General features: G+C 42.4%; 17 protein-coding genes. 10 read left to right on the top strand and 7 right to left on the bottom strand.

Annotation, left to right across the window (positions count from 1 at the left end; translation table 11 throughout):
- Positions 1-257: 257 nt before the first annotated feature.
- From H6G18_RS21450 to H6G18_RS21435, 4 genes are all read right to left on the bottom strand, one after another.
- Entirely contained in the window at positions 258-803 is a 546-nt protein-coding gene (locus H6G18_RS21450; protein WP_190409122.1) for a DUF2382 domain-containing protein, read from the bottom strand.
- Positions 804-937: 134 nt separating this feature from the next.
- Positions 938-1,852, bottom strand: a complete 915-nt coding sequence (locus tag H6G18_RS21445) for a DUF2382 domain-containing protein (protein WP_190409121.1) — start codon at positions 1,850-1,852, stop codon at positions 938-940.
- 245 nt (positions 1,853-2,097) lie between these two features.
- Positions 2,098-2,946: a DUF2382 domain-containing protein gene (locus H6G18_RS21440; RefSeq protein WP_190409120.1), complete on the bottom strand. Its 849-nt coding sequence runs from the start codon at positions 2,944-2,946 to the stop codon at positions 2,098-2,100.
- Between the two features lie 185 nt (positions 2,947-3,131).
- The gene (locus tag H6G18_RS21435) at positions 3,132-5,024 is read right to left on the bottom strand and encodes a transketolase (protein WP_190409119.1); all 1,893 of its coding nucleotides are present in this window, start codon (positions 5,022-5,024) and stop codon (positions 3,132-3,134) included.
- A gap of 484 nt (positions 5,025-5,508) precedes the next feature.
- Between H6G18_RS21435 and H6G18_RS25295 the strand changes: the two genes are divergently transcribed.
- Together H6G18_RS25295 and H6G18_RS21425 are read left to right on the top strand one after the other, a co-directional pair.
- On the top strand, positions 5,509-5,865 hold the full coding sequence (locus H6G18_RS25295; protein ID WP_199311791.1) for a hypothetical protein: 357 nt from the start codon (positions 5,509-5,511) through the stop codon (positions 5,863-5,865).
- Positions 5,866-5,913: 48 nt separating this feature from the next.
- Positions 5,914-7,200, top strand: coding sequence for a molybdopterin molybdotransferase MoeA (locus H6G18_RS21425; RefSeq protein ID WP_190409118.1), 1,287 nt, complete (start codon positions 5,914-5,916; stop codon positions 7,198-7,200).
- 18 nt (positions 7,201-7,218) lie between these two features.
- On the opposite strand, the gene H6G18_RS21420 is transcribed toward H6G18_RS21425, so the two are convergent.
- Positions 7,219-8,730: a phenylacetate--CoA ligase family protein gene (locus tag H6G18_RS21420; protein WP_190409117.1), complete on the bottom strand. Its 1,512-nt coding sequence runs from the start codon at positions 8,728-8,730 to the stop codon at positions 7,219-7,221.
- A gap of 127 nt (positions 8,731-8,857) precedes the next feature.
- On the opposite strand from H6G18_RS21420, the gene H6G18_RS21415 reads away from it, so the two are divergent.
- The 6 genes from H6G18_RS21415 to H6G18_RS21390 all read left to right on the top strand — a co-directional run bounded on the left by H6G18_RS21415 (position 8,858) and on the right by H6G18_RS21390 (position 16,221).
- Positions 8,858-10,552 carry a serine/threonine-protein kinase gene (locus H6G18_RS21415; RefSeq protein ID WP_190409116.1) on the top strand — a complete coding sequence of 565 codons (1,695 nt, stop codon included), beginning with the start codon at positions 8,858-8,860 and terminating at the stop codon, positions 10,550-10,552.
- Between the two features lie 57 nt (positions 10,553-10,609).
- Complete coding sequence (locus tag H6G18_RS21410) at positions 10,610-12,742, top strand: serine/threonine-protein kinase (protein WP_190409115.1); 2,133 nt, start codon at positions 10,610-10,612, stop codon at positions 12,740-12,742.
- A gap of 191 nt (positions 12,743-12,933) precedes the next feature.
- Complete coding sequence (locus H6G18_RS21405) at positions 12,934-13,491, top strand: RDD family protein (RefSeq protein ID WP_190409114.1); 558 nt, start codon at positions 12,934-12,936, stop codon at positions 13,489-13,491.
- Positions 13,492-13,534: 43 nt separating this feature from the next.
- Positions 13,535-13,729, top strand: coding sequence for a 50S ribosomal protein L33 (gene rpmG / locus H6G18_RS21400; protein WP_096554383.1), 195 nt, complete (start codon positions 13,535-13,537; stop codon positions 13,727-13,729).
- 2 nt (positions 13,730-13,731) lie between these two features.
- A complete protein-coding gene (rpsR, locus tag H6G18_RS21395; RefSeq protein ID WP_190409113.1) occupies positions 13,732-13,947 on the top strand; it encodes a 30S ribosomal protein S18 in 216 nt (71 codons plus the stop codon).
- Between the two features lie 213 nt (positions 13,948-14,160).
- A complete protein-coding gene (locus H6G18_RS21390; RefSeq protein WP_190409112.1) occupies positions 14,161-16,221 on the top strand; it encodes a ribonuclease catalytic domain-containing protein in 2,061 nt (686 codons plus the stop codon).
- Between the two features lie 69 nt (positions 16,222-16,290).
- On the opposite strand, the gene H6G18_RS21385 is transcribed toward H6G18_RS21390, so the two are convergent.
- Both H6G18_RS21385 and H6G18_RS21380 read right to left on the bottom strand, forming a co-directional pair.
- Positions 16,291-16,890 carry an MBL fold metallo-hydrolase gene (locus tag H6G18_RS21385; protein ID WP_190409111.1) on the bottom strand — a complete coding sequence of 200 codons (600 nt, stop codon included), beginning with the start codon at positions 16,888-16,890 and terminating at the stop codon, positions 16,291-16,293.
- 300 nt (positions 16,891-17,190) lie between these two features.
- A complete protein-coding gene (locus tag H6G18_RS21380) occupies positions 17,191-21,222 on the bottom strand; it encodes a hypothetical protein (protein ID WP_190409110.1) in 4,032 nt (1,343 codons plus the stop codon).
- A 677-nt stretch (positions 21,223-21,899) separates the two neighbouring features.
- On the opposite strand from H6G18_RS21380, the gene H6G18_RS21375 reads away from it, so the two are divergent.
- Both H6G18_RS21375 and H6G18_RS21370 read left to right on the top strand, forming a co-directional pair.
- The gene (locus H6G18_RS21375) at positions 21,900-22,601 is read left to right on the top strand and encodes a Crp/Fnr family transcriptional regulator (protein ID WP_190409109.1); all 702 of its coding nucleotides are present in this window, start codon (positions 21,900-21,902) and stop codon (positions 22,599-22,601) included.
- Positions 22,602-22,613: 12 nt separating this feature from the next.
- Positions 22,614-23,387: a DUF2232 domain-containing protein gene (locus H6G18_RS21370; protein ID WP_190409108.1), complete on the top strand. Its 774-nt coding sequence runs from the start codon at positions 22,614-22,616 to the stop codon at positions 23,385-23,387.
- Positions 23,388-23,468 lie beyond the last annotated feature (81 nt).

Genomic DNA, 23,468 nt, shown 5'->3' with positions numbered 1-23,468 from the left:
GATATCGGGCATGGGCTGATTGTGGTTTTTGAGTTGTCGTTGTGAGAGACAATAACTCTACTACATCGGCCCTCTCTCTTCATCCTCTTATTTTGGCTAAGGTATTGTTAACCGAACCGTATTGTCCCCTGCCCTGCCTCCTCTTTGACTAGTAGTCTGCCAAGTTAAGTTTGCAAGGTTAATAGCAGCAAAAAAATCTCTTTCTTCCCCTGCTCTCCCTGCTTGCCTTAGCCTAGCAATTTTGGGTTGGTGAAATACTAGGTATCCGCTAATTCTGGGCGTTTTGGTAGTTGACCTTGAGAACAACGGTCAAACCACTCTTGGTATTTTTTTCGATGTTCTTCATCTTCAACCACGATGGAGACTAGCACGTGCTGACAACCATGTTTGCGTTCTAGAGCGATCGCATTTAATAATAAACTAGCAATTTTAGGAGAACTAAAGTTACCACTCACACTTAAGCCACTATCCCAGCCCGATAATTCATGACTAACGCTTTGAGTTAATTCAATCCCAGTAATTTCTCCTTGGCTTAAATCAATCTCTGCAAGTTGTTTGTGTTCTTGGCCAATTTGTTCCACAATCAGCTTCTCTCGCCGCACTGGAACTTGCACCATCTGGGTTTCGATTACCTTGCGGACAACGACTTCACCAATTTTTTGTTTATTTCTGTCAACTATCAGCCTTTCTGCCAATAAACGAATATTCTTCTCTTCCTCAATTATATGGTTATTGTCTGGCTCAGTTGAATTATCAGTTATTTTCCGGTTAGTTGGTGTTTCTGCGGCTAAATAGTCAGACATATAATGTACTTTTAAAATTTATCTCTAGAATTATTACAAGTACAGGTAAAGCTGATATTGAGCATATAAAGTCTTACCTGTACCACATTAAATCGAGTTACTAGCTAATAACTAATAACTCAATTCATCAAAGATTAGCGTTCTTCAATGGGAAGACCCGCAGTATTCACGTCTAATTCTTCACGACGGATTTTTTCTTGAGCTTCAACAGTGTCATGCTCGACAACTTTTTGAACTCTAACTTCCTCACGCACAAAAGCTTCTTTGCGAACGTCAGCAGTTTCTTCATGCAGTTCTACGCGCGCAACTTCCCCTTCACGGAAGTTAGCTGTACCAGGAGCAACGGTAGTCCCAGCATCTGTTGGTGTAATACGTTCAATCACAACTCTTTCTCTTTCCACTGGTACTGCAACCCGTGCAGTTTCCGTTTCAATGTGCTTACCAACAGCTACTTCACCAGTTTTCTGACGGCGTTTATTAGCAATCAACCGTTCTTCATAAAGTCTCAGAGTTTGATGATCTTGCTCATTGAGTCCGAACAAAGAAGGCTCTTGTTCGTATTTGTAAGTATCACGGGAATAAGAAGGTGTGGTTGTTTTATAGCTTGTGTCTAATGGTGCAGAAGCTTCTAGAGGTGTTGATGTTTCTAAAGGTGCTGACGCTTCCAAAGACTCAGTTCTGTTAGTGTAACGGGGATTGCGATATACACCACGTACCTGTTCTTCGTAGTCGTAATCAGCAGCTAAACGGTCATTGAATTCAGGTAAATCTTCAGCTTGCTCTCTGGTCATACCAATTGCATAAACGCGGCCAGCGCCATAGTCAATGCGAGAACGACCAACTGGTAATAAAACTTTTTTACCAAAAATCCAAAAACCTAAGTCAACAAGCAAATAACGGAAATGACCTTCATCATCCACTAAAACATCGTTGACTGTACCAATTTTTTCATCACTTCTTTCTGTATAGACACCAAGTCCCTTAATATCATTACCTTGAAATGAGTCTTGATAATTGGGATCAAAATCGGCTAATTTGTAAAGTACCATTGTGGTTTTTCCTCAAATATATAAAACATTTCTTATTCACTAAGTTAGTGGTTTATTGATAAAATTACCTCTTTCTAGCGAATGAAGTGTGTTTATAAATAAAAATCAAAAGTAATAGATGTTTTTGAATTACTAAATCAATCCTTTTTTTTCAAAAAAGGTGCAAATAGAAACAAATATTTTCCTATCTACACCCTTCCTTATTTGTTTTTCAAGCTAGCTAATAGATGAAATCTTTAATCAACTCATCCAACATTTTCATGTTTTTCTAAATTAGTTTCATTCACAAGTAAATCACCTGCTGTATCAATATCTAACTCTTCTCGACGAATTACATCTTGAGCTTCAACTGTGTCACTCTCTACTACTTTTCTCACTCGTACTTCTTCACGGACAAAAGCTTCTTTCCGAATCTCTGGGGTTTCTTCGTACAGTTCTATGCGTGCTACTTCCCCTTGTTGAAACTTAACTTCTTTTGGATCTACTATTGTGTCTGCCGATGTTGGTGTGGCTCTTTCAATGACTACCCGTTCCCTTTGAATAGGTACTGTTAGCCGTGCAGTTTCTGTTTCAATGTGTTTACCAACTGCTACCTCTCCCGTTTTCACACGATGCTTGTTAGCAATTAATCTCTCTTCGTAAAGTCTGAAGGTTTGATGATATTGTTCATTCAAATTATATAAAGCTGGTTCTTGCTGGTAGTTGTATGTCTGACGGTCATAAATTAAATTGCTAGTTTGAGGACGAAATACACCGCGTACTCTTTCTTCGTATTCTTCATCAACTGCTATATTGTCGTGATATTCCGGTAAATTTTCTACTTGTTGTTTGCTCAGTCCGTCAATATAAACACGTTTTGCAGAGTAGTTTATGCGAGATAAACCTATTGGTAGTAAGATTTTTTTGCTAATGGAACTATCTATATTGGTGTCAATTACTAAATAACGAAAACGTCCTTCATTATCAACTAACACATCAGCAACTGCTCCAACTCTGACTCCACCTTGAGTATAGAGTTCTAAAGCCTTAACATCATCACCGCCAAAAGTTTCTCGATAGTTTGGATCAAATTCTTCCAGTTTATAAAGAGGCATAGACTGTTACCAATTGTGAAAAATAGAATAATCTATCTACCAACATAAAAAGGTTTTGTCTAGTTTCCCTCTGGCTGGCGACTGAAGTCAGATGAGAGATTTATTTACAGCCCTACAATTTTTTCTGCACTAATAGCTACTGATAAAATCTCCAACATCTTGTGGGTGAGGATTTTAAAAGTACCTTATATCCTTGTAGCAATAGGTTGTCTGACTTGAGATTTCACAGCTTCTACAATGGCATCAGCGTCAATGTTGGCTGCACGGAGTAGTTCTTCTGGTGTGCCAGAACCTGGCATATTATGTACTGCTAACTTAATTAGTTGTAGTTGGGGTCCATCGTAGCTAGGAATATCGCCAATACCTGCAAAGGCATCCAAAACAGCTGCACCTAATCCACCTTCATTCCAATGGTCTTCAACGACTACTAAATTGCCCTCTGTATCATTGGCTGCTTGATGTAAGGTTTGTATGTCAATGGGTTTAACAGAGTACGCATCGATGATGCGGACTGTAATGTCTTCATTTTTGAGGCGTTCGTAAGCTTTGAGGGCTTCATGCAAGGTTATACCTGCACCAATCACAGTGGCTTGGTCTTGATCGGAACTGCGGATAATTTTACTGCCACCGATGGAAAACTCTTCTTCAGCGCCGTAAATTACGGGTGTATTTTCTCTGGTGGTACGGAGGTAAACAATCCCCTGACGATCGCTCATTTGGGCTACTAGTTTGGCTGTCTGATTGGCATCACAAGGGTAAAGTACGGTACTATTCCACACTGCCCGAAAGGCTGCTAAGTCTTCCAATGCCATTTGTGAGGGGCCATCCTGACCAATAGATATACCAGCATGGGAACCAACTAATTTAATGTTGGCGCGAGAGACGGCTGCCATCCTCACAAAGTCGTAGGCACGAGTTAAGAAGGCGGCGAAGGTGGAAGCAAAGGGTTTGTACTGGCGGACTTGCAAGCCAACGGCAGCTGCAACCATCTGCTGTTCGGCAATGTACATTTCAAAGTAGCGTTCTGGATAGGCTTCGGCAAAATCTTCAGCATAAGTAGAATTACTCACCTCAGCATCCAGAACAACAACATCAGGTTGAGATGCTCCCAACGCTTTCAGGGCATCACCATAGGCGCGACGAGTGGCAACTGTTGCGCCTTTCTCGTAAGTGGGAAGTTGCAAGGGTTGGGGATTAGCTGATATGACTTGCTTTTGTGCCTCCGGTTTGCTGACTTGAATAGTGATGTGACGTTCACCGCCTAATTCGGCGATCGCTTGTTTTTCAGCATCAGGTTTTAATGCCTTACCATGCCAACCACCCAAATCTTCTAAAGATGCGACACCCTTACCTTTTTTGGTACGGGCAATAATGACTGTGGGGCGATCGTTAATAGTAACAGCAGCACTCAAGGCTTGGTCAATCTCGGTCAAATCGTGACCATCTATTTCTATTGCTTGCCAACCAAAAGCCCTGGCACGATTAGCATAGGCTTTGGTATTCCAGCCTAATTCTGTCTGACCCCGTTGACCAAGGCGATTGACATCGATAATGGCAATAAAATTGTCTAGAGTATAGTGTGCCGCATGATCGAAAGCTTCCCACACCGAACCTTCAGCTGTTTCGCTATCACCTAACAATACCCAAACGTTATAAGGTAACTGGTCTAAATATTTACCAGCTAAGGCTAACCCTACACCGATGGGTAAGCCTTGCCCTAAAGAACCAGTCGCTACATCCACCCAAGGTAATACTGGTGTGGGATGACCTTCAAGACGGCTTCCCATTTGCCGCAATGACATTAATTCTTCATCGGTGATTACCCCAGCCGCTTTATACATAGCGTAAAGCAAAGGTGCGGCGTGTCCTTTCGAAAGAATGAAGCGATCGTTATTTGGGCTATGTGGATTGTCAAAATCGTATTGAAGATAATTAGTTAATAAAACCGCCATTAAATCGGCAGGAGACATAGAAGAAGTTGGATGACCTGAACCAGCAACGGTTGTGGCGCGAATACTATCTATTCGCAATTGTTGTGCTAGTTCATGCCATTGGTGTAGTTGTTCTGGTGTAGTCATAGTTATTTTCCTAATTAAAAATACAAAGAAAATTATGTTAATCAAAAGCAGATGTCTTTTATTGATAAATACAATTGATTTTTGAGGTACTGATTGTTAAAAAAAAGCCTTATATAGCGATTCCTAACTTAGTTATTTAAAGCAAAAAAAAACATTAATCGCCGATAGAAGAAGATGGACAAATTGAAAAGTTGAGCCAGTGCATTGAAAGGGTTACTTGGTTTAAAACAAGTGACATTGTGCGTCCTGGTGTCCCGGCGCAAAACTTTTTAGAAAATGCTATAAATAGTGGCTATTGAATATGTAATTTTTCCAGACAAATACTTAGAAAACTTTCGTCCCAATGAATATATTTATGCTATTTAATTCACTCTATAGAGTTAGAAGAATATTTACTTCTTTCTAATGGGATAATCATTATTTCTCTCAAAAGTAGTAAAGTTTCTGGTAGTGAAGCTGAGATAGAAATTAGAACCACATATATATGAATTTACGCCAAGAAAAGTTGTCTGTACCCAGGCGATCGCTTCCGAACAACTGGAGATCATCTCTACGTTATCTGCGGGACACTCCGCGTACTCCTACGAATAAGCAAGCTACGCGCAGCTTGTCGGAGACAGAGGCTTCCTCAACGCCTCCGGTGGCTGAAACGCCATTTGATACAACACTACAAGATCCGCTAATTGCTAAGGGTTGGCAACGTGAACAGTATATTGGCATTACTATTCTATTTGTTGCCTTAATTGCTGTTGTCGGCTTTTTCAGTCGTCGTTTTGAATATGCACTCATATTCGCTTTTGCTTTAAGTCTTGTCCTAATTGTTTTCCTGCTAACTGTTTAAATAGGGAGTGAGAGAAAAGAACTTGTAAACTTATCTGGGGCGATCGCCATGTCATCAATCAGGGATGCAGCCAATATTATTTTCAATTTAGTGCCAAACTTGAATAGTCAACAAGACACAGAAGTTGTCGATTTGTGGACTGCAAATGGACGTATTCTCGCCACCCCTGTAAATAGTCCCCTAGATTTTCCCCATTGGGATAATTCGGCGATGGATGGCTACGCGGTACGTTACGAAGATGTGCAGAACTCTAGCGCCGAACAGCCAGTTAATTTAGAAATTATTGCCGAAATTCCCGCAGGTTATCAACCCAAATCTACGTTGCAACCTGGACAAGCCGCACGTATCTTTACAGGCGCAGTAATTCCTAGTGGTGCGGATACTGTAGTTATGCAAGAGAAGACACGCCAAGAGGATAACCGCGTGTTTGTTTTGACTACACCACAACCAGGGGAATTTGTCAGGCGTAAAGCATCTTATTACCAAGCTGGGACACAATTATTACCAGCAGGGATTAAATTAAATGGGGCGGAAATTGCTGTATTAGCAGCATCTCAATGTTCTCAAGTCAGAGTTTACCGTCGCGTTCGTGTAGCAATTTTTTCTACAGGTGATGAATTAGTAACACTAGATCAAGCCCTACAACCAGGACAAATTGTTGATTCTAATCAGTATGCTTTAGCCGCTTTGCTGCGTCAAATTGGGGTAGAACCGATATTATTAGGCATTGTCAATGATAACCCAGTAGCCCTTGAAGAAACCATCACCAAAGCGATCAGCTACGCTGGGCGGAACGCCATCGCCTACGGTGGGGCGCAGCCCATCGCCCACGCCGATATAGTCATTTCTTCTGGTGGCGTTTCCGTCGGTGATTATGACTACGTTGACAAAATTCTCGCTTCCTTAGGTGCGACAATTCACATCCGCTCTGTGGAAATGCGCCCAGGAAAACCCCTAACCGTCGCTACCTTCCCTACTCCCCACTCCCCCATATATTTCGGTTTACCAGGAAACCCGGCGGCGGTTTTGGTGACATTTTGGCGATTTGTGCAACCAGTAATTAAGAAACTAGGGGGGTTGGCGGCGGGTTGGGAACCAGTGTTTTTGAAAGTGCGATCGCATGATGAGCTGCGATCAGACGGTAAACGGGAAACTTATATTTGGGGAAGCTTACATTTAATTGATGGACTGTACGAATTTCACAAAGCTGGTGGAAGTCATAGTTCCGGTAATTTAATTAATCTAGCTCAAACCAATGCTTTGGCTGTGCTGCCAGTAGGTAAAACATTAATTTCCGCAGGGGAAGATGTATTGGTTTTACACCTATTAGTGTAGATAAGACAGAGGTTTGTATTATTGGCGTGTGTAACGATGTTTTACGCCGATGGGGAAATATTCGCGATCGCCCATTGGCGCTAAGGCTATCTGTGGTATTTGGTATTCTGGGGGTACATAGTTGGCAAATTCGCTATTTAGGCGCAAAAGTTGCGTGAGGATTGAGGTAGCAATGGCTTGACGTTTGTCTTCGCTGTTTTCTACTCCTGGTGCTAATTCTACAACTACAGATAAAAAGCGGTTTTTGTCCGCATCTTCTTTTACCTGCAAGACAAATTTACCCGTCACCCATTCTTGAATGACTGGTTGTTCTAATCCCACTGTGACGTTTTCGGGGTAAATATTGGCTCCAAAATAGGAGACTGTAAAGTTAGAGCGTCCGAAGACGTAGACGAATGGTAGTTGATTAATTCCTCTGGGAGAGTCAGGAGAAGCAAGAGTTTCTAGGGGGTTAAATCCCCAGTTTGCTAGGAATTGCAGCATAGCATCATAACTGATGATTCCCCCAGTGTCTAAGATGTTGTAGCGTATTAGGGGAATACCGTTGTTACCAGAAAACAACAGTTGCCCATCTTGCACTTCAAAAAAGCGATTAACTGGGTCATACTGTACTAGTGTAGGTAAGCGAGATTCGCCAAATAAAGCTTTGGCTACTTCGGGATTTTCTGCTAAAAAACGGCGAATGCAAATACTCAAGGGTGTTTCATTACCCAACACACCTGCATCGGCTGTACCGTAAAGTGATGCTGAGTCATAACAGGGATTTTGCGAACCCACTCTTTCCCCAACTAAACTACGCCATTCCTCACTAAATACTTCTCCCGCCATCACCAGTTTAATTTGATAGCGTTGCCACTCCACACCACGAGCAATACCTGTATCAATCACATCTTTCAGGAATGGTGGATATCCTAACAGCACTACTTGCTCAAAATTTCCGCCGAGTTCTTGTACTACTCGGAAAATTTCTTCTTTATTGTTACCGGGTGTAATGACTGTGATCAGGTAGCCTTTACTGGCAAGATAGCGACAGCAATTAGTAGTAAACATACCACCTACCCAAGTTCCCAGCGTGAAACAAATCACGGCTAGGGTACGTCGGGTATCAGCAGCAAAACTATCGTGAAAAATCTGCTCAAAGCGTGTGGCGATTTGCAGTTCATCGGTGAAGAAACGAGGCCAAAATGTGGGTTTACCTGTGGAACCAGAGGAAGCCGCTATCATATCGCAACCTGACAACTTGCCGAAGCGGCACAAATCGGTTAGAGGATAACGGGAAATATAATTATCTTTAGCGATCGCAGGCAATGTCCGAAAATCTTCTAAAGTTTGAATAGAACTCGCATCAATTTCTCTTTCTCCTAAAAAAGCCTGATACGCAGGTACATTAGCAGCCACATCATGAAATAAGCTCAAAACTATTGATTCATCAGACTTGTTGTGATGCCTTTCTATGAAAGATTCTAAGGGAGTAGAAACAAAATCCTCCCAAGCCTTAATTACTTCCGTCTCTCGTGATTTCTGATTCATAATGCACCTAGTACCGCAAAGCGGAATTCAAAATTCAATGATTCCTTCCCCTTCTTTAGAGAATATTCGTAAATGAAACTACATTTGTTGTAGTAATTTAGAAAAACCTCATCTATCCTTCAGCACCATGCAAGTTCATTGCAGTAAGCAACACACAAATCATAGCGATAATCGTTTTTGTATCCACTGCGGTGAGCCTTTACCGCTAGGTGTGAGGCAAATTGTAGATAATCGCTATCGAATCATACGTCAGTTAGGACAGGGTGGGTTTGGACGCACTTATTTAGTTGAGGATATCAAAAAGTCTGATCAAACTTGCGTGCTGAAGGAATTTGCACCCCAAGTAGAAGAAAAAGAGGATTTAAAAAAAGCTAAGGAGTTGTTTGAGCGAGAAGCGAATGTCCTCAAAAAACTCCAGCATTCCCAAATTCCCCGTTTTCATGGTTCCCTACAGGCAAAAATCGGTACTAAGGATTTCTTCTTTCTAGTCCAAGATTATGTAGAGGGTGACAATTGTTTTCAACTTTTAGAACAACGTCAAAGTCAGGGGAAAACTTTTACTGAAGAGGAAGTTATCACCCTACTGCAACAAATTTTACCTGTTTTATCTTATATTCACTCTCAAAATACCGTTCATCGTGATATTTCTCCTGATAATGTGATTTTGCGACGTTCTGATAATTTTCCCGTACTCATTGATTTTGGCGGTGTAAAACAATTACCAGCGTCTCAGGGTTTATGGTTTACTAAGTTAGCTGGTAATAACACTTTGTTAGGTAAAAAAGGTTACGCGCCAGAAGAACAATTACGGCAGGGAAAAGTTTTTATAAATAGTGATTTATATTCTTTGGCGGTAACGGCTCTAGTATTGCTCACAGGTAAGGAGCCGCAAAAATTATACGACAGTTATCAGGGAGTTTGGCGCTGGGGGAAGGAAATTAAGGTCAGTGTTCAATTAGAAACAGTGTTAAAAAAGATGCTGGCTTATAAACCAAGCGATCGCTACCAAAGTGCTGCTCAAATTCTCCAAGATTTACCCTCACCCTTAGCTATTACTAAGCCCCCATCTACCCATCTTACCAAGATTAAAACAATGGTAGTAGCTCCTGGGCGTAAGATGACGGTTCTTGCCAGTAAACTACACAGTAGAACTCAAGCGGTTAGCAAAAAGTTACCTTTACCTGTCTGGTTGCGTCCTTTTGCTGTCAGTTTCGGAGGAACAGCTTTAGTCGTCTTAATCGGTGCAGGTACTTGGGCTTTAGTAAATTCCGTTGTTCAAGGTGTATCTTCGATTACTCTGCCATCAATTGGTTTACCGGAATTACCATCATTACCTAATCCTCTGGCTCAACCAGTCGGCGACAACAACAAAGCGAGTATTAGTGAAATTCTGAGCCGTCGTCAACAGTTAGAAATTCCTGAAAGATTTTTTATCCAGATAGCAGATAGTTTATTTTATGCTCAAAAGCCAGAATTAAAAGGACGTAGCTTAACATCTAAACCAGAAGATGCGGCTTTAAGAGATGAATGGCAAGCTATTGCTGGAGAATTTTTGAATAAAATAGAACAAGCCAACCTCAGTACAGCAGCTCGTCGAAAACTGGGAAACTATACCCAAGGAGATTATGAAAATTGGAGACGACAAGCGCGTTCTGGACAACTGGGAAATTACACAATTAGCGAATTAAATAAAGACACAAATCAAAAATTTGATCAGTTGTTTCCTAGTCAACGGCGTGGGACACTGAATCAACAAACTTTCGGTCAAATTTGGTATGCGATCGCATCCGATCAAGTAAGTAAAGCCAAATCTGGTAAGTAGGGGAGTGCTGAGTGCTGAGAAGCGAAAAACTGACTATTGACAACTGACAACTGACCAATGACCAATTTATATTGTTCAAAAGGACACGAGAATTACCCAGGGACTCGGTTCTGTCTTAAGTGTGGTGAGAATTTAGTGGATAATTTTTTTACTCAGGGAATCCAACCAGGGTTAACTTTAAGCGATCGCTATCTAATCGTGCGTCAAGTCGGACAAGGGGGGTTCGGACGCACTTATTTAGCTGAAGATATTAACCGTTTCCGCGAACTTTGTGTTTTAAAAGAATTTTCTCCCCAAGTACAAACAGCCTACGTCTTACAAAAAGCAGAGGAACTGTTTCAACGAGAAGCCAATGTTCTCTATAAGCTGCAACATCCCCAAATACCCCGCTTTCGAGAAATATTTCGTGTCAATCTAACAGGTAAAGAATATTTATTTTTAGTCCAAGATTATGTAGAAGGGGAAACTTATAGTGATTTATTGAATAAGCGGATACAGCAAGGGTTGCGGTTCACAGAGGCAGAAATTCGCCAACTTTTGCAGCAAATTCTCCCAGTTTTAGATTATATCCATTCCTTGGGTGTAATTCACCGCGATATCTCGCCAGATAATCTCATCCTCCGCAATGTGGACAGACTACCAGTATTGATTGATTTTGGTGGTGTCAAACAAGTAGTGGCAGTTGTAGCATCTGAATATTATCAACCAGGTGTAGTAGCATCTCCTCCAGCCGCTACCCTGTTAGGTAAAGTGGGATTTGCACCGCCAGAACAGATGCAAACCGGATCTGTTTCTCCCCACAGTGATTTATATGCTTTGGCAGTCACAGCAGTAGTTTTACTGACTGGTAAACAACCACAAGAATTAGTTGATACATATAACTTATCTTGGCAATGGAGGCGTGAAATTAGCCTCAGTCCAATTTTGGGACAAGTCTTAGATAAAATGTTAGCCGCTAGACCAGGCGATCGCTATCAGTCTGCTCAAGAAGTATTACAAGCACTCAACCCAGCACCCGCAAATTATCATATCCCCACACCATCACCAGTCCCTACTGTTGCACCCACCGTCGCCGTTTCTCCATCTTTCCCCACTCCCCTAACTTCCCCCACTCCCCCACCTCCCCAATCAAAAAACTGGTGGATACCAATAGCCGCATTCTTATTAGTCGGTGCGGCTGGCTTAGTTTGGTGGGGACTCAGTAGGAGCCGCAATCCCATAACTGAGAACCCCACACCTACCCCAACTAGTACCCAACCCACCAACCCCTTAGATAAATACTCACCAGCAGAACGACAACGCAAACAAAGATTGAGCGATCGCCGTCAACAATTAGGTATAGATTTTAACTTTTATATTAATTTAGTGAATCAGGCTTTTTGGGACAAAAACCCCAGTTTACGCGGACGTACCCTCAGCGATGAACCAGAAGATGAAAATTTGCGGGCAGAATGGGATAAAGTCGCCGCCGAATTGCTGAATAAACTCTCACCCCTGAGTAATAGAGCCAGACGACAACTAGGTACTTATACTGCCGCAGAACGCGATCGCTGGAAAGTAGAAGTCAATCAAATCAATGTTGGTAGCCGTTCTTTATACGATTTGGGTGATGCGGCTTTTTTCAGGGCGTTCCCTGAACAAAAAGGCAAAAACTTTATAGACCAACCAATTGGACAGGTTTGGCAAGCTTTTGTCAGCGATAAACTCAGTGCAATCCTTGCTGGTAGCGCTTTTCAAAGGATTGTTTTTGATCAAGGTGCTACGAGTAAAACAGTTAGCGGCACTTTCCAGCCTGCTGGTGGTAAAGTTTTTATTGCTGACTTGGCTAAAGACCAATCTCTAGAACTACAACTACAAGCAAACCCCAACCTTTTATTGTCTGTCTATTCTCCATCAGGAAAAATAGTCTTGTTAGAAGATTCACAGAAACGCAGTTTATCCACTAAACTCCCAGAATCTGGATTTTATGAATTCGTTGTCGTATCTACTGCAACTACACCCGCAGATTATCGGCTCACCATCACAGTAGAAAATCCCACCCCACCGCCAGAACCTACACCAACACCAACAGAAACTTTCACACCTTCCCCAACTCCCACGGAAACACCAACAGAAATTCCCACACCTTCCCCAACTCCCACGGAAACGCCGACAGAAACTCCTACACCTACACCAATCACAACACCATAAATCCTATTGTCCCGTCTTTAGCATTGCGTAACATACCTGCAAGTAGAGGAAATCTATTTGTAACTGCATTATTTCATTAATTTGTCAATTCGTAAGTCTTATAATAATTAACGATAGAAGCCTCATTCCCCAATCCTTAAGAGTTCTTTAATTGTGAATGGATTTCTCCCCACTCCCCACTCCGCACTTTTATGACTATCGCACGCATCCCCGAAAAATATTACCCCAAAGCTGATCTTTGGCGACGCGGTTTCGCTTTGGGACTAGATTTCCTCGGTGTATGGTTAGTGAGTTCTTTATTGGGTAGCAGTGGTATTGGTATTCAATTTGTCCAAATTCTAGTTTTTATCTTTGGCTGGTTGATTTTGCGGGTGCTGGTTGTCTCCAACAATCAAGGACAAAGTTTAGGACGTTGGGCATTTGACTTGAAAGTACTAGAAGTGGAAAACGGCGAAGTTGTCCCCAGAATTCCTGAGTTGCTAGCACTGTTGAAACGAGAAGCTATAATTGGCTTTGGCGTTCTTTTAGTGTCCATTGCTTTGGGCAACATTAGACTCAATCCCACTGCTATACTGCTAGTGATTCCCCTAGCAATTGACTGTGGGGCTGCTTTCTCTGATACCCAGATGCGGCAGGCTTGGCATGACCGCTATGCTTCTACTTTCATTGTTTCGTCACGTCGGGGCTATTCGCTCGATTTAAAAGTTAAGCGATTAGTTGAAACTTTACGACGAAATGTGAGAAGATAGTCATTTGTGTTAATTCTCTTCAGGCTTTAGCGTTTGTAAGATTATGGCTAAAAGTAAAGGTGTCCGCATCATAGTGACACTAGAGTGTACTGAGTGTCGGACAAATCCAGATAAGCGATCTCCAGGGGTTTCACGGTATACATCAACCAAGAACCGTCGTAACACCACCAATCGCCTAGAACTGAAAAAGTTCTGCACCCACTGCAATAAACATACCGTTCACAAGGAAATCAAGTAAAGATGAGTTATTACCGTCGTCGCCTGTCTCCCATTAAGCCTGGAGAACCAATTGACTACAAGGATGTTGATTTGTTGCGTAAATTCATCACAGAGCGTGGTAAAATACTACCCCGTCGAATTACTGGGTTGACTGCTCAACAACAGCGAGACTTGACATTAGCGATTAAACGTTCCCGTTTGGTGGCTTTGTTGCCATTTATCAATGCGGAAGGCTAATTCCAGTCAGAGGCGAGAATTTTAGATTTTGGATGAACTCAAGAAGCTACATGATGGTGTTATGTAGCTTTCGATTGTCTGAGTCCATAATCTAAAATCTCAATTAGTGTAGGATATTGTTCTACAGTTAAAATCATGAAATTTGGGATTTAGTAGTCATTATTGAATTCCAAAATCTAAAATCTATTTGTCAACCAATTAATTGCGAGAGTTGTGGAGAAGGGGACGCTAGTTGAATTTAGGGTTCAAGGCGATCGCCGTTTGGGCGTAGTAGACCGCCCAGACGGAAAGACCCGTTGGTTTGTGGTAGATGAACGCGGTCAATCCCACAGCCTCGCGCCTAGACAATTTACATATACAGTTAACGGCAACACTTACAAGTCATCAGATATTGAGAACTTTCTGGAAGAGGTCAAGCCTTATCTAGATCCTTCAAGCTTAGAAGTGGCTTGGGAATTACTGGTAGAAGATGGAGAAACAGTCACGCCGTCCCAAATGGCTAATCTGTTGTTTTCCGAATCAAATTCAGCCCCTAGTTATGCTGCTCATTGCTTGTTATCAGATGACAAGTTATATTTTAAGCAAAAAGGTGATGCTTACGAACCGAGAACGGCGGCTCAAGTAGCAGAACGCAAGCACCAGATAGAAGTAGAAGCCCTCAAAGCTAGGGGACAGCAAGAATTTTTGACGCGTGTAGAGCAAGCACTCCAAGGTGAAGCAGTAGAATGGCAGCGTCATGACCGCCAGCGCCTAGAAGCGTTGGAAAAGTATGCAACGCTCTTGGCAGACATTGTCAAGGTAGGGCTAAACTATGATTCTCTGGCGCGAGCCTATCCTCCCTCAGCCCCAGTTTTAGAAACAATGAATATGCTGGGGCGATCGGCAACTCCCCAAGGAGCCTTTCAATTATTGGTAGATTTGGGGTGGTGGAGTGTCAACGAAAACTTGTTCTTGCGTCGTTCGTCAATTCCAATTCAGTTTCCTAGCAAGGTATTAGAAGTGGCGCAACAGCGTTTGGATTTCCCGCCGACAGATTTAGACACAAATCGCCTCGATTTGACTCACCTGAAGGTCTACACAGTTGACGATGAAAGCACCACTGAAATAGATGATGGTCTGAGTTGGGAATTAGTCCCAGATGGTCGGGAGCGGTTATGGGTGCATATCGCCGACCCTACACGCTACTTAGCACCAGAAGATGATTTAGACCTAGAAGCGAGAAAAAGAGGCAGTACAGTTTATTTGCCAACGGGGATGATACCCATGTTTCCCGAACTATTGGCAACAGGCCCCATGAGTCTGGTACAGGGTAAAGTTTGTTGTGCTTTAAGTTTTGGCATTGTCTTAGATGAAGCAGGGGCAGTAGCAGATTTTACTATTCATCCTAGTTTAATCAAACCAACCTATCGTCTTACATACGAAGATGTAGATGAGATGTTGGAATTGGGAGTGCAAGCAGAACCGGAAATTGCGGCGATCGCCACTTGGGCAACTAAACGTAAATCTTGGCGGTATAATCAAGGCGCGATCAGCATTAATATGCCAGAAGCGATGATCAAAGTTAAAAATGATGACATCAGCATCGACATTTTAGATGATTCTCGCTCACGGCACTTAGTAGCAGAAATGATGATTCTAGCTGGTGAAGTTGCTGCCCGTTACGGTCAAGTACACAACATACCCTTACCTTTCCGGGGTCAACCACAACCGGAATTGCCCCCAGAAGATGAATTACTCCTCCTACCAGCCGGATTTGTCCGTGCTTGTGCGATGCGGCGTTGTATGCCCAAGAGTGAAATGAGTATTACACCTGTGCGTCACGCTGGCTTAGGTTTGGATACTTACACTCAAGCCACATCTCCCATCCGTCGCTACAGTGACTTACTCACCCACTTTCAACTCAAAGCCCATCTACGGGGTGAAGTTCCTCCCTTTACAGCCGAAGAACTCAAAGAAGTGATGATGACTGTCACCAGCACCACTCAAGAGTTGACAATGGTAGAACGGCAAACCAATAGATACTGGGCGTTAGAATATTTGCGCCGTCATCCGGAGGAAATTTGGCAAGTGACAGTGTTGATGTGGTTGCGAGAAGATAGCAATTTAGCACTAATATTGTTAGAAGATTTAGGTTTACAGTTGCCAATGGTATTCAAGCGATCGGTGAGACTAGGCGAACAGATATTAGTAAAAGTTAGTATTTCCGACCCGCAAAAGGATGTCATCCAGTTCCAAGAGATTATTTATCAAGAAGCTCAAACAGCTGCAAATTAATAGGGAACAGGGAACAGGGAACAGGAGAGATGGAAGTATCTCCCCTACACTCCACACCCCAGACCCTGTTCACAAAGTGGCAACAAGTTCCTTTAAGCGATCGCGTCCATCCCGAAAAACTGACCAACCATCCCCGACTAACACAGCTTCCACCTTTTCTAATTCGGCTAATCGGCGAACAGAAGCCACCGCATCGGCTTTATTCAGCAACTTTTCCTCGGGTAAAATACCCAAGCTACCTGCTGTGTAGGCGCGGACTAAATCCCCGGTAATCAAAGTAGTTTCTTCTAGTAACAGCGCCAATTCACCTGGAGTTTTAGAACCTTGGAGTTCAATTACCTTTAGTCCTGGGACAAATTCATCACCATCAGATAACCAGCGATCGCAATATATAGGAAAATATTCTTTCTCGGCTACTGGCCCGGCTATTTTGGCATAAGTTTGATCGGCAATTTCCTTGGCTGACCTCACATGATCGGAGTTTGTCAGGATAATCCAAACCACACCACCGAGAGATTCCAGATGCTTCCAATCATGGTTTGATAGGGCTACTGGGTCAATTAGGATATTGCCACCAGGACGAATCCAAGCAAACCCATTGAAATCAATATTTCTTGCAGGGTTGAAAGTAGACCAGCCATATAGATCAGGACGGTGCAGGGATTTCATAATAATTCTGGTTCTATACCTTCAATAAGTTTTAATTTATCAGCCAGCACTCATTAATTTATCAATAATTCTGTCTTTAGTTCAAAGTCGGCGTTTTTCAGGAAAATAGAAGTGTAGGGGTGTAAGGGAGAAATTCCTACTCAGCACTCCCCGCTACCTATAGCAGTTTGCAGTTGAGTTTAATACAGACCTAACCCCCAACCCCTTCCCTACAAGAGAAGGGGGGTAAGCCTCAAAGCCTCTATCTTTGCAGGAGAGAGGTCAGAGTGTATTGCATACAAACGAGAAGCACTAGATTTTCTAGACACAGACAAAATTAAGCGTGTAAGGGTCTTCCAATGATTGCTGAGTACTGGCTTTAATCGCATCAAGATAGCGATGGAGTGCTTGCAATTGTTGGGAATTGGGACGGTAAGTAAGATTGCCCTGTTTTTCAAAAAGTGGTGTAGTGGCGATCGCCTGATAATCAAAATTACTGAGAGAACTGTGGGTCAGCCAGGTAGACTCAGGGGAAGCAGGGATTAAACCAGGGGGGAGTTCTCCTTCTAGGAAAGCTAAGAGCCTTTGCTGACAAATACTTGTATTAATACCGCGTCCTTCAAATAGCTGGAGAACTTCGCTAAAAGATAAAGTCTGGTCTGGTAATAGTCGCAGCAATTCGGTAAACAGGAAGTAGTCGGTGTATTGATGTCTGGATTTTTCTAATACTTGGGAATGTAGGGGTAGTAAAGCTAAACCACAAGCAACACGACTACAATTAGGTGCGCCATTTTCTCCCAGGTATGAGTCTTGAATAATTTTGGCATTGGGGAGTTTTTGCCGCAGCCACAGGTTGACAACACCCAAATTAGCCACCCCACCAGTGAGAATTGCTTGATTAATTGCTTCTGTGGGGATACCACGGGCTACTAATAATTTGTTGAGTTCTCGGTTCAGGCGACGGGCAAAGGGGACAAAGACCTGACTTTCTAATTCTCGACGCTGTAACACCCATCTTTGATCTGCTAATTCTAGGGTAAAAGATTCTTGGTGTTGCAGAATCAGCTTTAATGCCAAGGCTGCATCTAAGACTGCTTGTCCTAACAGAGAACTTTCCAAATGTTGCTGGAGACGAATCCGGGCGGGAATGTCTGGTTCTCCCAAACGGGGTAACTCTAATTCCTCCAATCCCAAACTTTGCCATTGCATCCGGTCTAGACCAGGAACAACAGGTTGCCATTGCCAAGGGTTGCTGGTAATTTTCTGGCTGTCTTCTGGGTTTTCCCAGCGAGATTTACGGTATTTTGGTGAGACAAGTAACTGACAGATAATATCTTGCTCAATTCCCTTGCTGGCGTAAGCAAAGCTGTGGAGCATGAAATTGTTATGTGTTAGTTGGGACAGAGCATCAGGAATATCCACCAGTGCCATCTCTGTGGAAGTTGCCCCAATATTCATAATCAAGGTGTTGCCCTGTAAGGAGTGATCGCTATTTTTAGCTGGAGATAAACCTTGGTGAGTGCTTAATTGTACTACTTCACCATTACTACCATCTATGAAGCTGAGGAGACTAGCGATCGCTTCTTCCACGAAAAATACTTGTTGGGGATGTTGAACTAATTTACTTGTAAGTAAAGCTTCCCGCACATTAAAGCGATATTGTTCTGACCAACTAGAGGGACAATTACAGATAATTCCCGCAATCGTACTGACAATACCATGAAACGTCCGTTGATTGAGACCTACCGCCGTAGCGATTAACCCTTGAGTTGTGCTGTAGCGGTCTGCTTTGAGAGTTAAGAGTAATTTAGAGAGCGATCGCACCACCCAAATCAAGGGCCCTGCCGATGATTCATTAAATTGCAGTAGAGGTTCCCATTTTTGCTGTTCGCTCTTGTAGGGTATAGCCACCTGTAAATAAGGCTTCAACTGGACTGAATAAAGATGATTCTTGAACTCAGAAACATCTTTATCTGCGGAAGTCTGGGGTACGGAAGCCGTTGGTAGATAAACTTCTGCTGGTAGTCGAAACGATTGTTGGAATGAATTTGCTCCTGGTTGAGCTTCTGTTGACCAGTAAATAGGATACACAACGCCAGTAGAGCGATTTAAAAGAGCTGCGGAAATTCCTGTAGTTCCTAAATCAATGCCTAAATACCAGATTGAATCAGAAATACGAGGCGCAATATCAGTATTATTGTTGGCGGTGTTAGTAATATCAACTACAGAGATGTCTTGAACAGGAATAGGAACCTCTGTTTTGCTCTCAGTCCGGGGAGTAAAGTTTAAGATGTTTTGTTGTTGGGATGTAGAGGTAGTGTTTGTCACCTCAGCTTCAGGGAAAGCAACAACGGTGCTATTGTCTGTGATTTCTGGTTCTGTTTGTGGTGGTTGATGAGTAACTACCGTATCAATAGTATCTGAGTTCGTGACTGGTTCTGGCTCAGACGACAACGAATCATCCAACTTAGCCAAATCCTGATGTAATTGTAGCCACTGCTCCTCATTCAGAGAAATATCAGGTGGGTTGACTAGCTGAGTTACTTCTGAAGAGAGTAAATTTTCCTGCGGTGAAGCGGCAATATAATGCTCTGACGACTGCTCAGGCTGCTCATGAGGCGTAATAACTTCTGGTTCTTGAGTAACTATTGTTACAATAGCTTCCGTCAATTCTGCTGAAAGTACAGGAATATCCGGTAATGATTCTGGAAACTCAATCTCAACTAAAGATGTAATTGTATCAGCACTGCCTGGTTGTATGGGGGCAATCTCTGTAATTGCAATTGCTGCTGGCGATACAATAATACTCGGCTGAGTATCTAATTCTGTTGGTAATTCGGTAGATTGTGATGGTGGAACTGGGGTTTCTAGCTCTGGAATTTCGGTGAAATCAAACAGACCTGTATCTGATTGATCGAAAAACAACGATACTGGTAGTGGCTCTGCTGGTAACTCGGTAGATGGTGGTGGTAAAATTGGGGTTTCTGGCTCTGGAATTTTAGTGAAATCAAACAGATCGGTATCTGATTGATCAAACCATACATCCGGCATAATTGCAGCAGAATCCTCCTCTGTCAGAGAATTACTCGCACTTACAGGAGGGTTTTCGTCAACATTCAACTCCAGTAAATCAGGAGTAATTAAATCTGGGTTGACTTCAAGAATTTCATTAGGAAAATTATCGTTACCAAACAAACTGGCGTAAATGAGATCAACCTCATCATTAGCCAATTCCCAACTATTAGGGAGCAATGTTGTGAGGTTAGTAGGGTTTTCTAAAGATAAAGGTGCATCAACACCGAGCTGCAAAAGTACTGCATCTAAGTCATCTGTAATTGTCTGTGTCTCTAATTCTTGGTTAACTTCGACTGTAGAAGCTAATTCTTCACTAGTTATAGTACTTGGTGTGGAGACTTCTATAACGGTATGTGGGGGGATTGGTGATGACGGTGCAGTTGTAGGCGGAGGATTTTCTTCTTGAGGAACAGACGGCGTAACAGTAGATAATGGTTGTAGATATTGTGTCCAAGTGTTGATTAAACTAGCCATCAACTGTTCACTTTGTAATCCCGTACTGTGCATTCTTGCCAGTGATTGAGACAGAGATTCGTGATAAGTATTAATATTGCGTTGTAGCGCTTCAAAAACAACGTTGACAGTACCATCCAATGATAATAGATGTTGATCTAACTCTTTGGTCAGTTGTGTTAACCTTTCTCCCTGTTCTGATGAGTCCCAAAAAGATTGAGTCGCTGTGGGGGGTAACTCCAAGCTGCTGCTGTTATTGCTGTTATAACTAGTGGGGTTAGCTCCTCCTTCAGTAATTTGGACTGCTAAAACTGGCAGTAAGCGACCCATGAGTACTTGTAAAAAGTCTGTGATAATCTGTTCTTGGTTAGCTAACTGCTGACTTAAGGAGTAATTTTGTAATCGCTTCTGTTCTAGTTGTCTAATTTCTTGTACTAAAACTGTTCGCTCTTGCAACAGCGCTGTAATTTCCCCTTGCAACGGCTGTATTAATTCGGACAATTCATTTTTTAATTGTTGAAATAGAAAATTATTATCTTCTTTGTGGGGTTGATTGGGTGGTGGTGAAGACTGATTTTGACCTTGCTCAATGAACTTTGTCAACAAATGCGAATTATGTTGTGATTCATTGGGCAGATTTTTGGGGCTATTCTCTAATTTTTCACTCTCTTCGAGACTGACTAAAAAATTGCGAACTCTTTCTAAGACCTCTTTTGGCTCTTGCGCCTGATTAGACAAAAGCCTAGATAGGCGATTTCCACTGCTGTTGAGCAAATTGTCAATATCTGCAATCAGTTTTTGAATTTCATCAGTGCGGGAAGTCACTTTAAATTACCTTAGCTAAGAACTGTTAGGTTAACTGAGTTAGAAAATTAATTTACAATCACTTAACTACTATTAGTCAGTGCATTTGTTTTATCTATGACTGATAATTGTGGCATTCCCTAAGGTTGCCGCAGGTATCGCCAATCAGCGACTATCATAAGTGAAAAAGGGTCTAGAGGCTGGGAATTAGTATTGTGACTCAGCAATCAACACGGGCTAACGCCCCGCTACGCTAACAGCACTCAACACTTTTTCCGGTTAGTTGCTCAGGCGATGTCACAGTCTTTGGGACTTCATAGTATGAAAACATAAAAAAAACCAAACCGCCAAGCAAATTGTCTACTGTATAACAATACTTTGCGACCAAAGCGAGGCAGATACATTTAAACCCATCATCAGCAAAGATTTATTGCGCTTCCCTACGGGACGCTACGTGAATGGTGAGTTATTAGCATAAATTAACTAGTTTGAGTATCATGAATGTTGTTTAGCTATCTTGAAAAAAGACAGCTTAATCAAAGCAGATAATCGCTGTGTGCAGAAGCGTGACGCAGCTTTAACCCATAGGATAAGATTTTGAAAAAACGTTTGTGTAATAACTAGTACTTAATCGCTTAGGCTAAATATATATCTCTAACTTTTTTACAAATAGCCGCTTAAATAAGCATAATGTCGTAATGGAAGACCGATATAGCTTGCAGTCACCCACCAATCCTTGGATGATCTCGTCGGCTCCCTTTTTTCAAGGGCTACCAGAAACTGCTGTAGAACTAGCACTCAATCACCTTGTTACCCGTACACACCCAGCTAATCAGGTCATTTTATTAGAAAACGACTGGGGTGGTTCTGTATATTTTATAGTAGAAGGCTGGGTAAAAATCCGTACCTATAATATTGAAGGAAAAGAGGTGACCCTGAATATTTTGGGTACGGGAGAATTGTTTGGTGAAATGGCAGCACTAGATGAAGTACCTCGCTCTACAGATGTGATTACTCTGACTACCACGATGATTGGCAGTATGCCATCCCAAGATTTTCTCAAGTTACTGCATACTGAACCTTTGGCGGGAGTACGCTTATCACAGTTGATGGCTCGACGCTTGCGGCAAGTAAATCGGCGATTGCGGTTGCGGGAATCTGATAGCCAATCGAGGGTAGCAGATACGTTGTTGTTTTTGGCGGAAGGTCAAGGAAAAACGGGGCAGACAGGAACGGAAATTCCTAATTTACCTCACCGAGAACTAAGTAGTTTGAGTGGGCTGGCAAGAGAAACTGTTACCAGGGTATTGACAAGGTTAGAAAAAAAAGGCTTGATTAAGCGAGATCAAGACACTATTTGTATTCCAGATTTGTCAGCCTTAGAACAAATGTTAATTTAACGAATTTTCAAGATGAGTATTTTAGATTCTCTACCAGATGAGCCAGAGGAAAAAACATCCCCTGAATCTCAAATTCCCCAAAATCCCAAATCAGATAAACAAGAGCAACAGAAAAACAACACTCAGACCAACGAGGGAAACCACACCACGTTGCTCTCTCCCCAGTTGAAAGTTGATGCTCCCTTAAGGATGGTAGAGACGGCCTTCTTAGCAAGTACCGCCAGCTTGATTTGGTTCATCAATGTTTACTTTCCTCTAGGCCCAGTATTGCGGATATTTTTCCCTGTACCAATCGCTTTAGTCTACCTGCGTTGGGGTAAACGTGCTGCATGGATGGCGGCTGTGACCTCTGGGTTACTTTTGTCAGTACTGATGGGGCCAGTTCGCAGTCTGTTGTTTGTCATGCCTTTTGCGTTCATGGGCGTGCTACTGGGTGCGACGTGGTATCGTCGCGCTCCCTGGATTGTTTCGATTACCTTGGGTACGCTGTTAGGTACTTTGGGTGTCTTTTTTCGATTGTGGTTATTATCTGTGTTGTCGGGAGAAGACTTGTGGATTTATTTGATTACCCAAGTAACAGAACTCATCGAGTGGATATTCTTGAGGTTAGGATTATTAAATAGTCCAAGTGTGTTTTTAATTCAGATTGGGGCAGTAGCATTGATTACTATCAATAACTTTATTTATCTGTTTGTTGTACATTTGGCAGCGTGGTTACTTTTAGATCGCTTAGGTAATCCCATTCCCCGTCCTCCCCATTGGGTACAAGTCCTAATGGATTATTAAAAATTAGTCCATAGTCAATAGTCAAGAGTCCATAGTTCAAAATCTTTATCTTTGGCTTTCAACTATTGACCGTTGACCTTT

Origin of the sequence: Anabaena subtropica FACHB-260, from assembly GCF_014697105.1 — a bacterium.
In the GTDB taxonomy this organism is placed as follows: Bacteria; Cyanobacteriota; Cyanobacteriia; order Cyanobacteriales; family Nostocaceae; genus Trichormus; species Trichormus subtropicus.
Note: the sequence above shows the minus strand (reverse complement) of the source record. Positions and strands in the feature narration are given on the sequence as shown.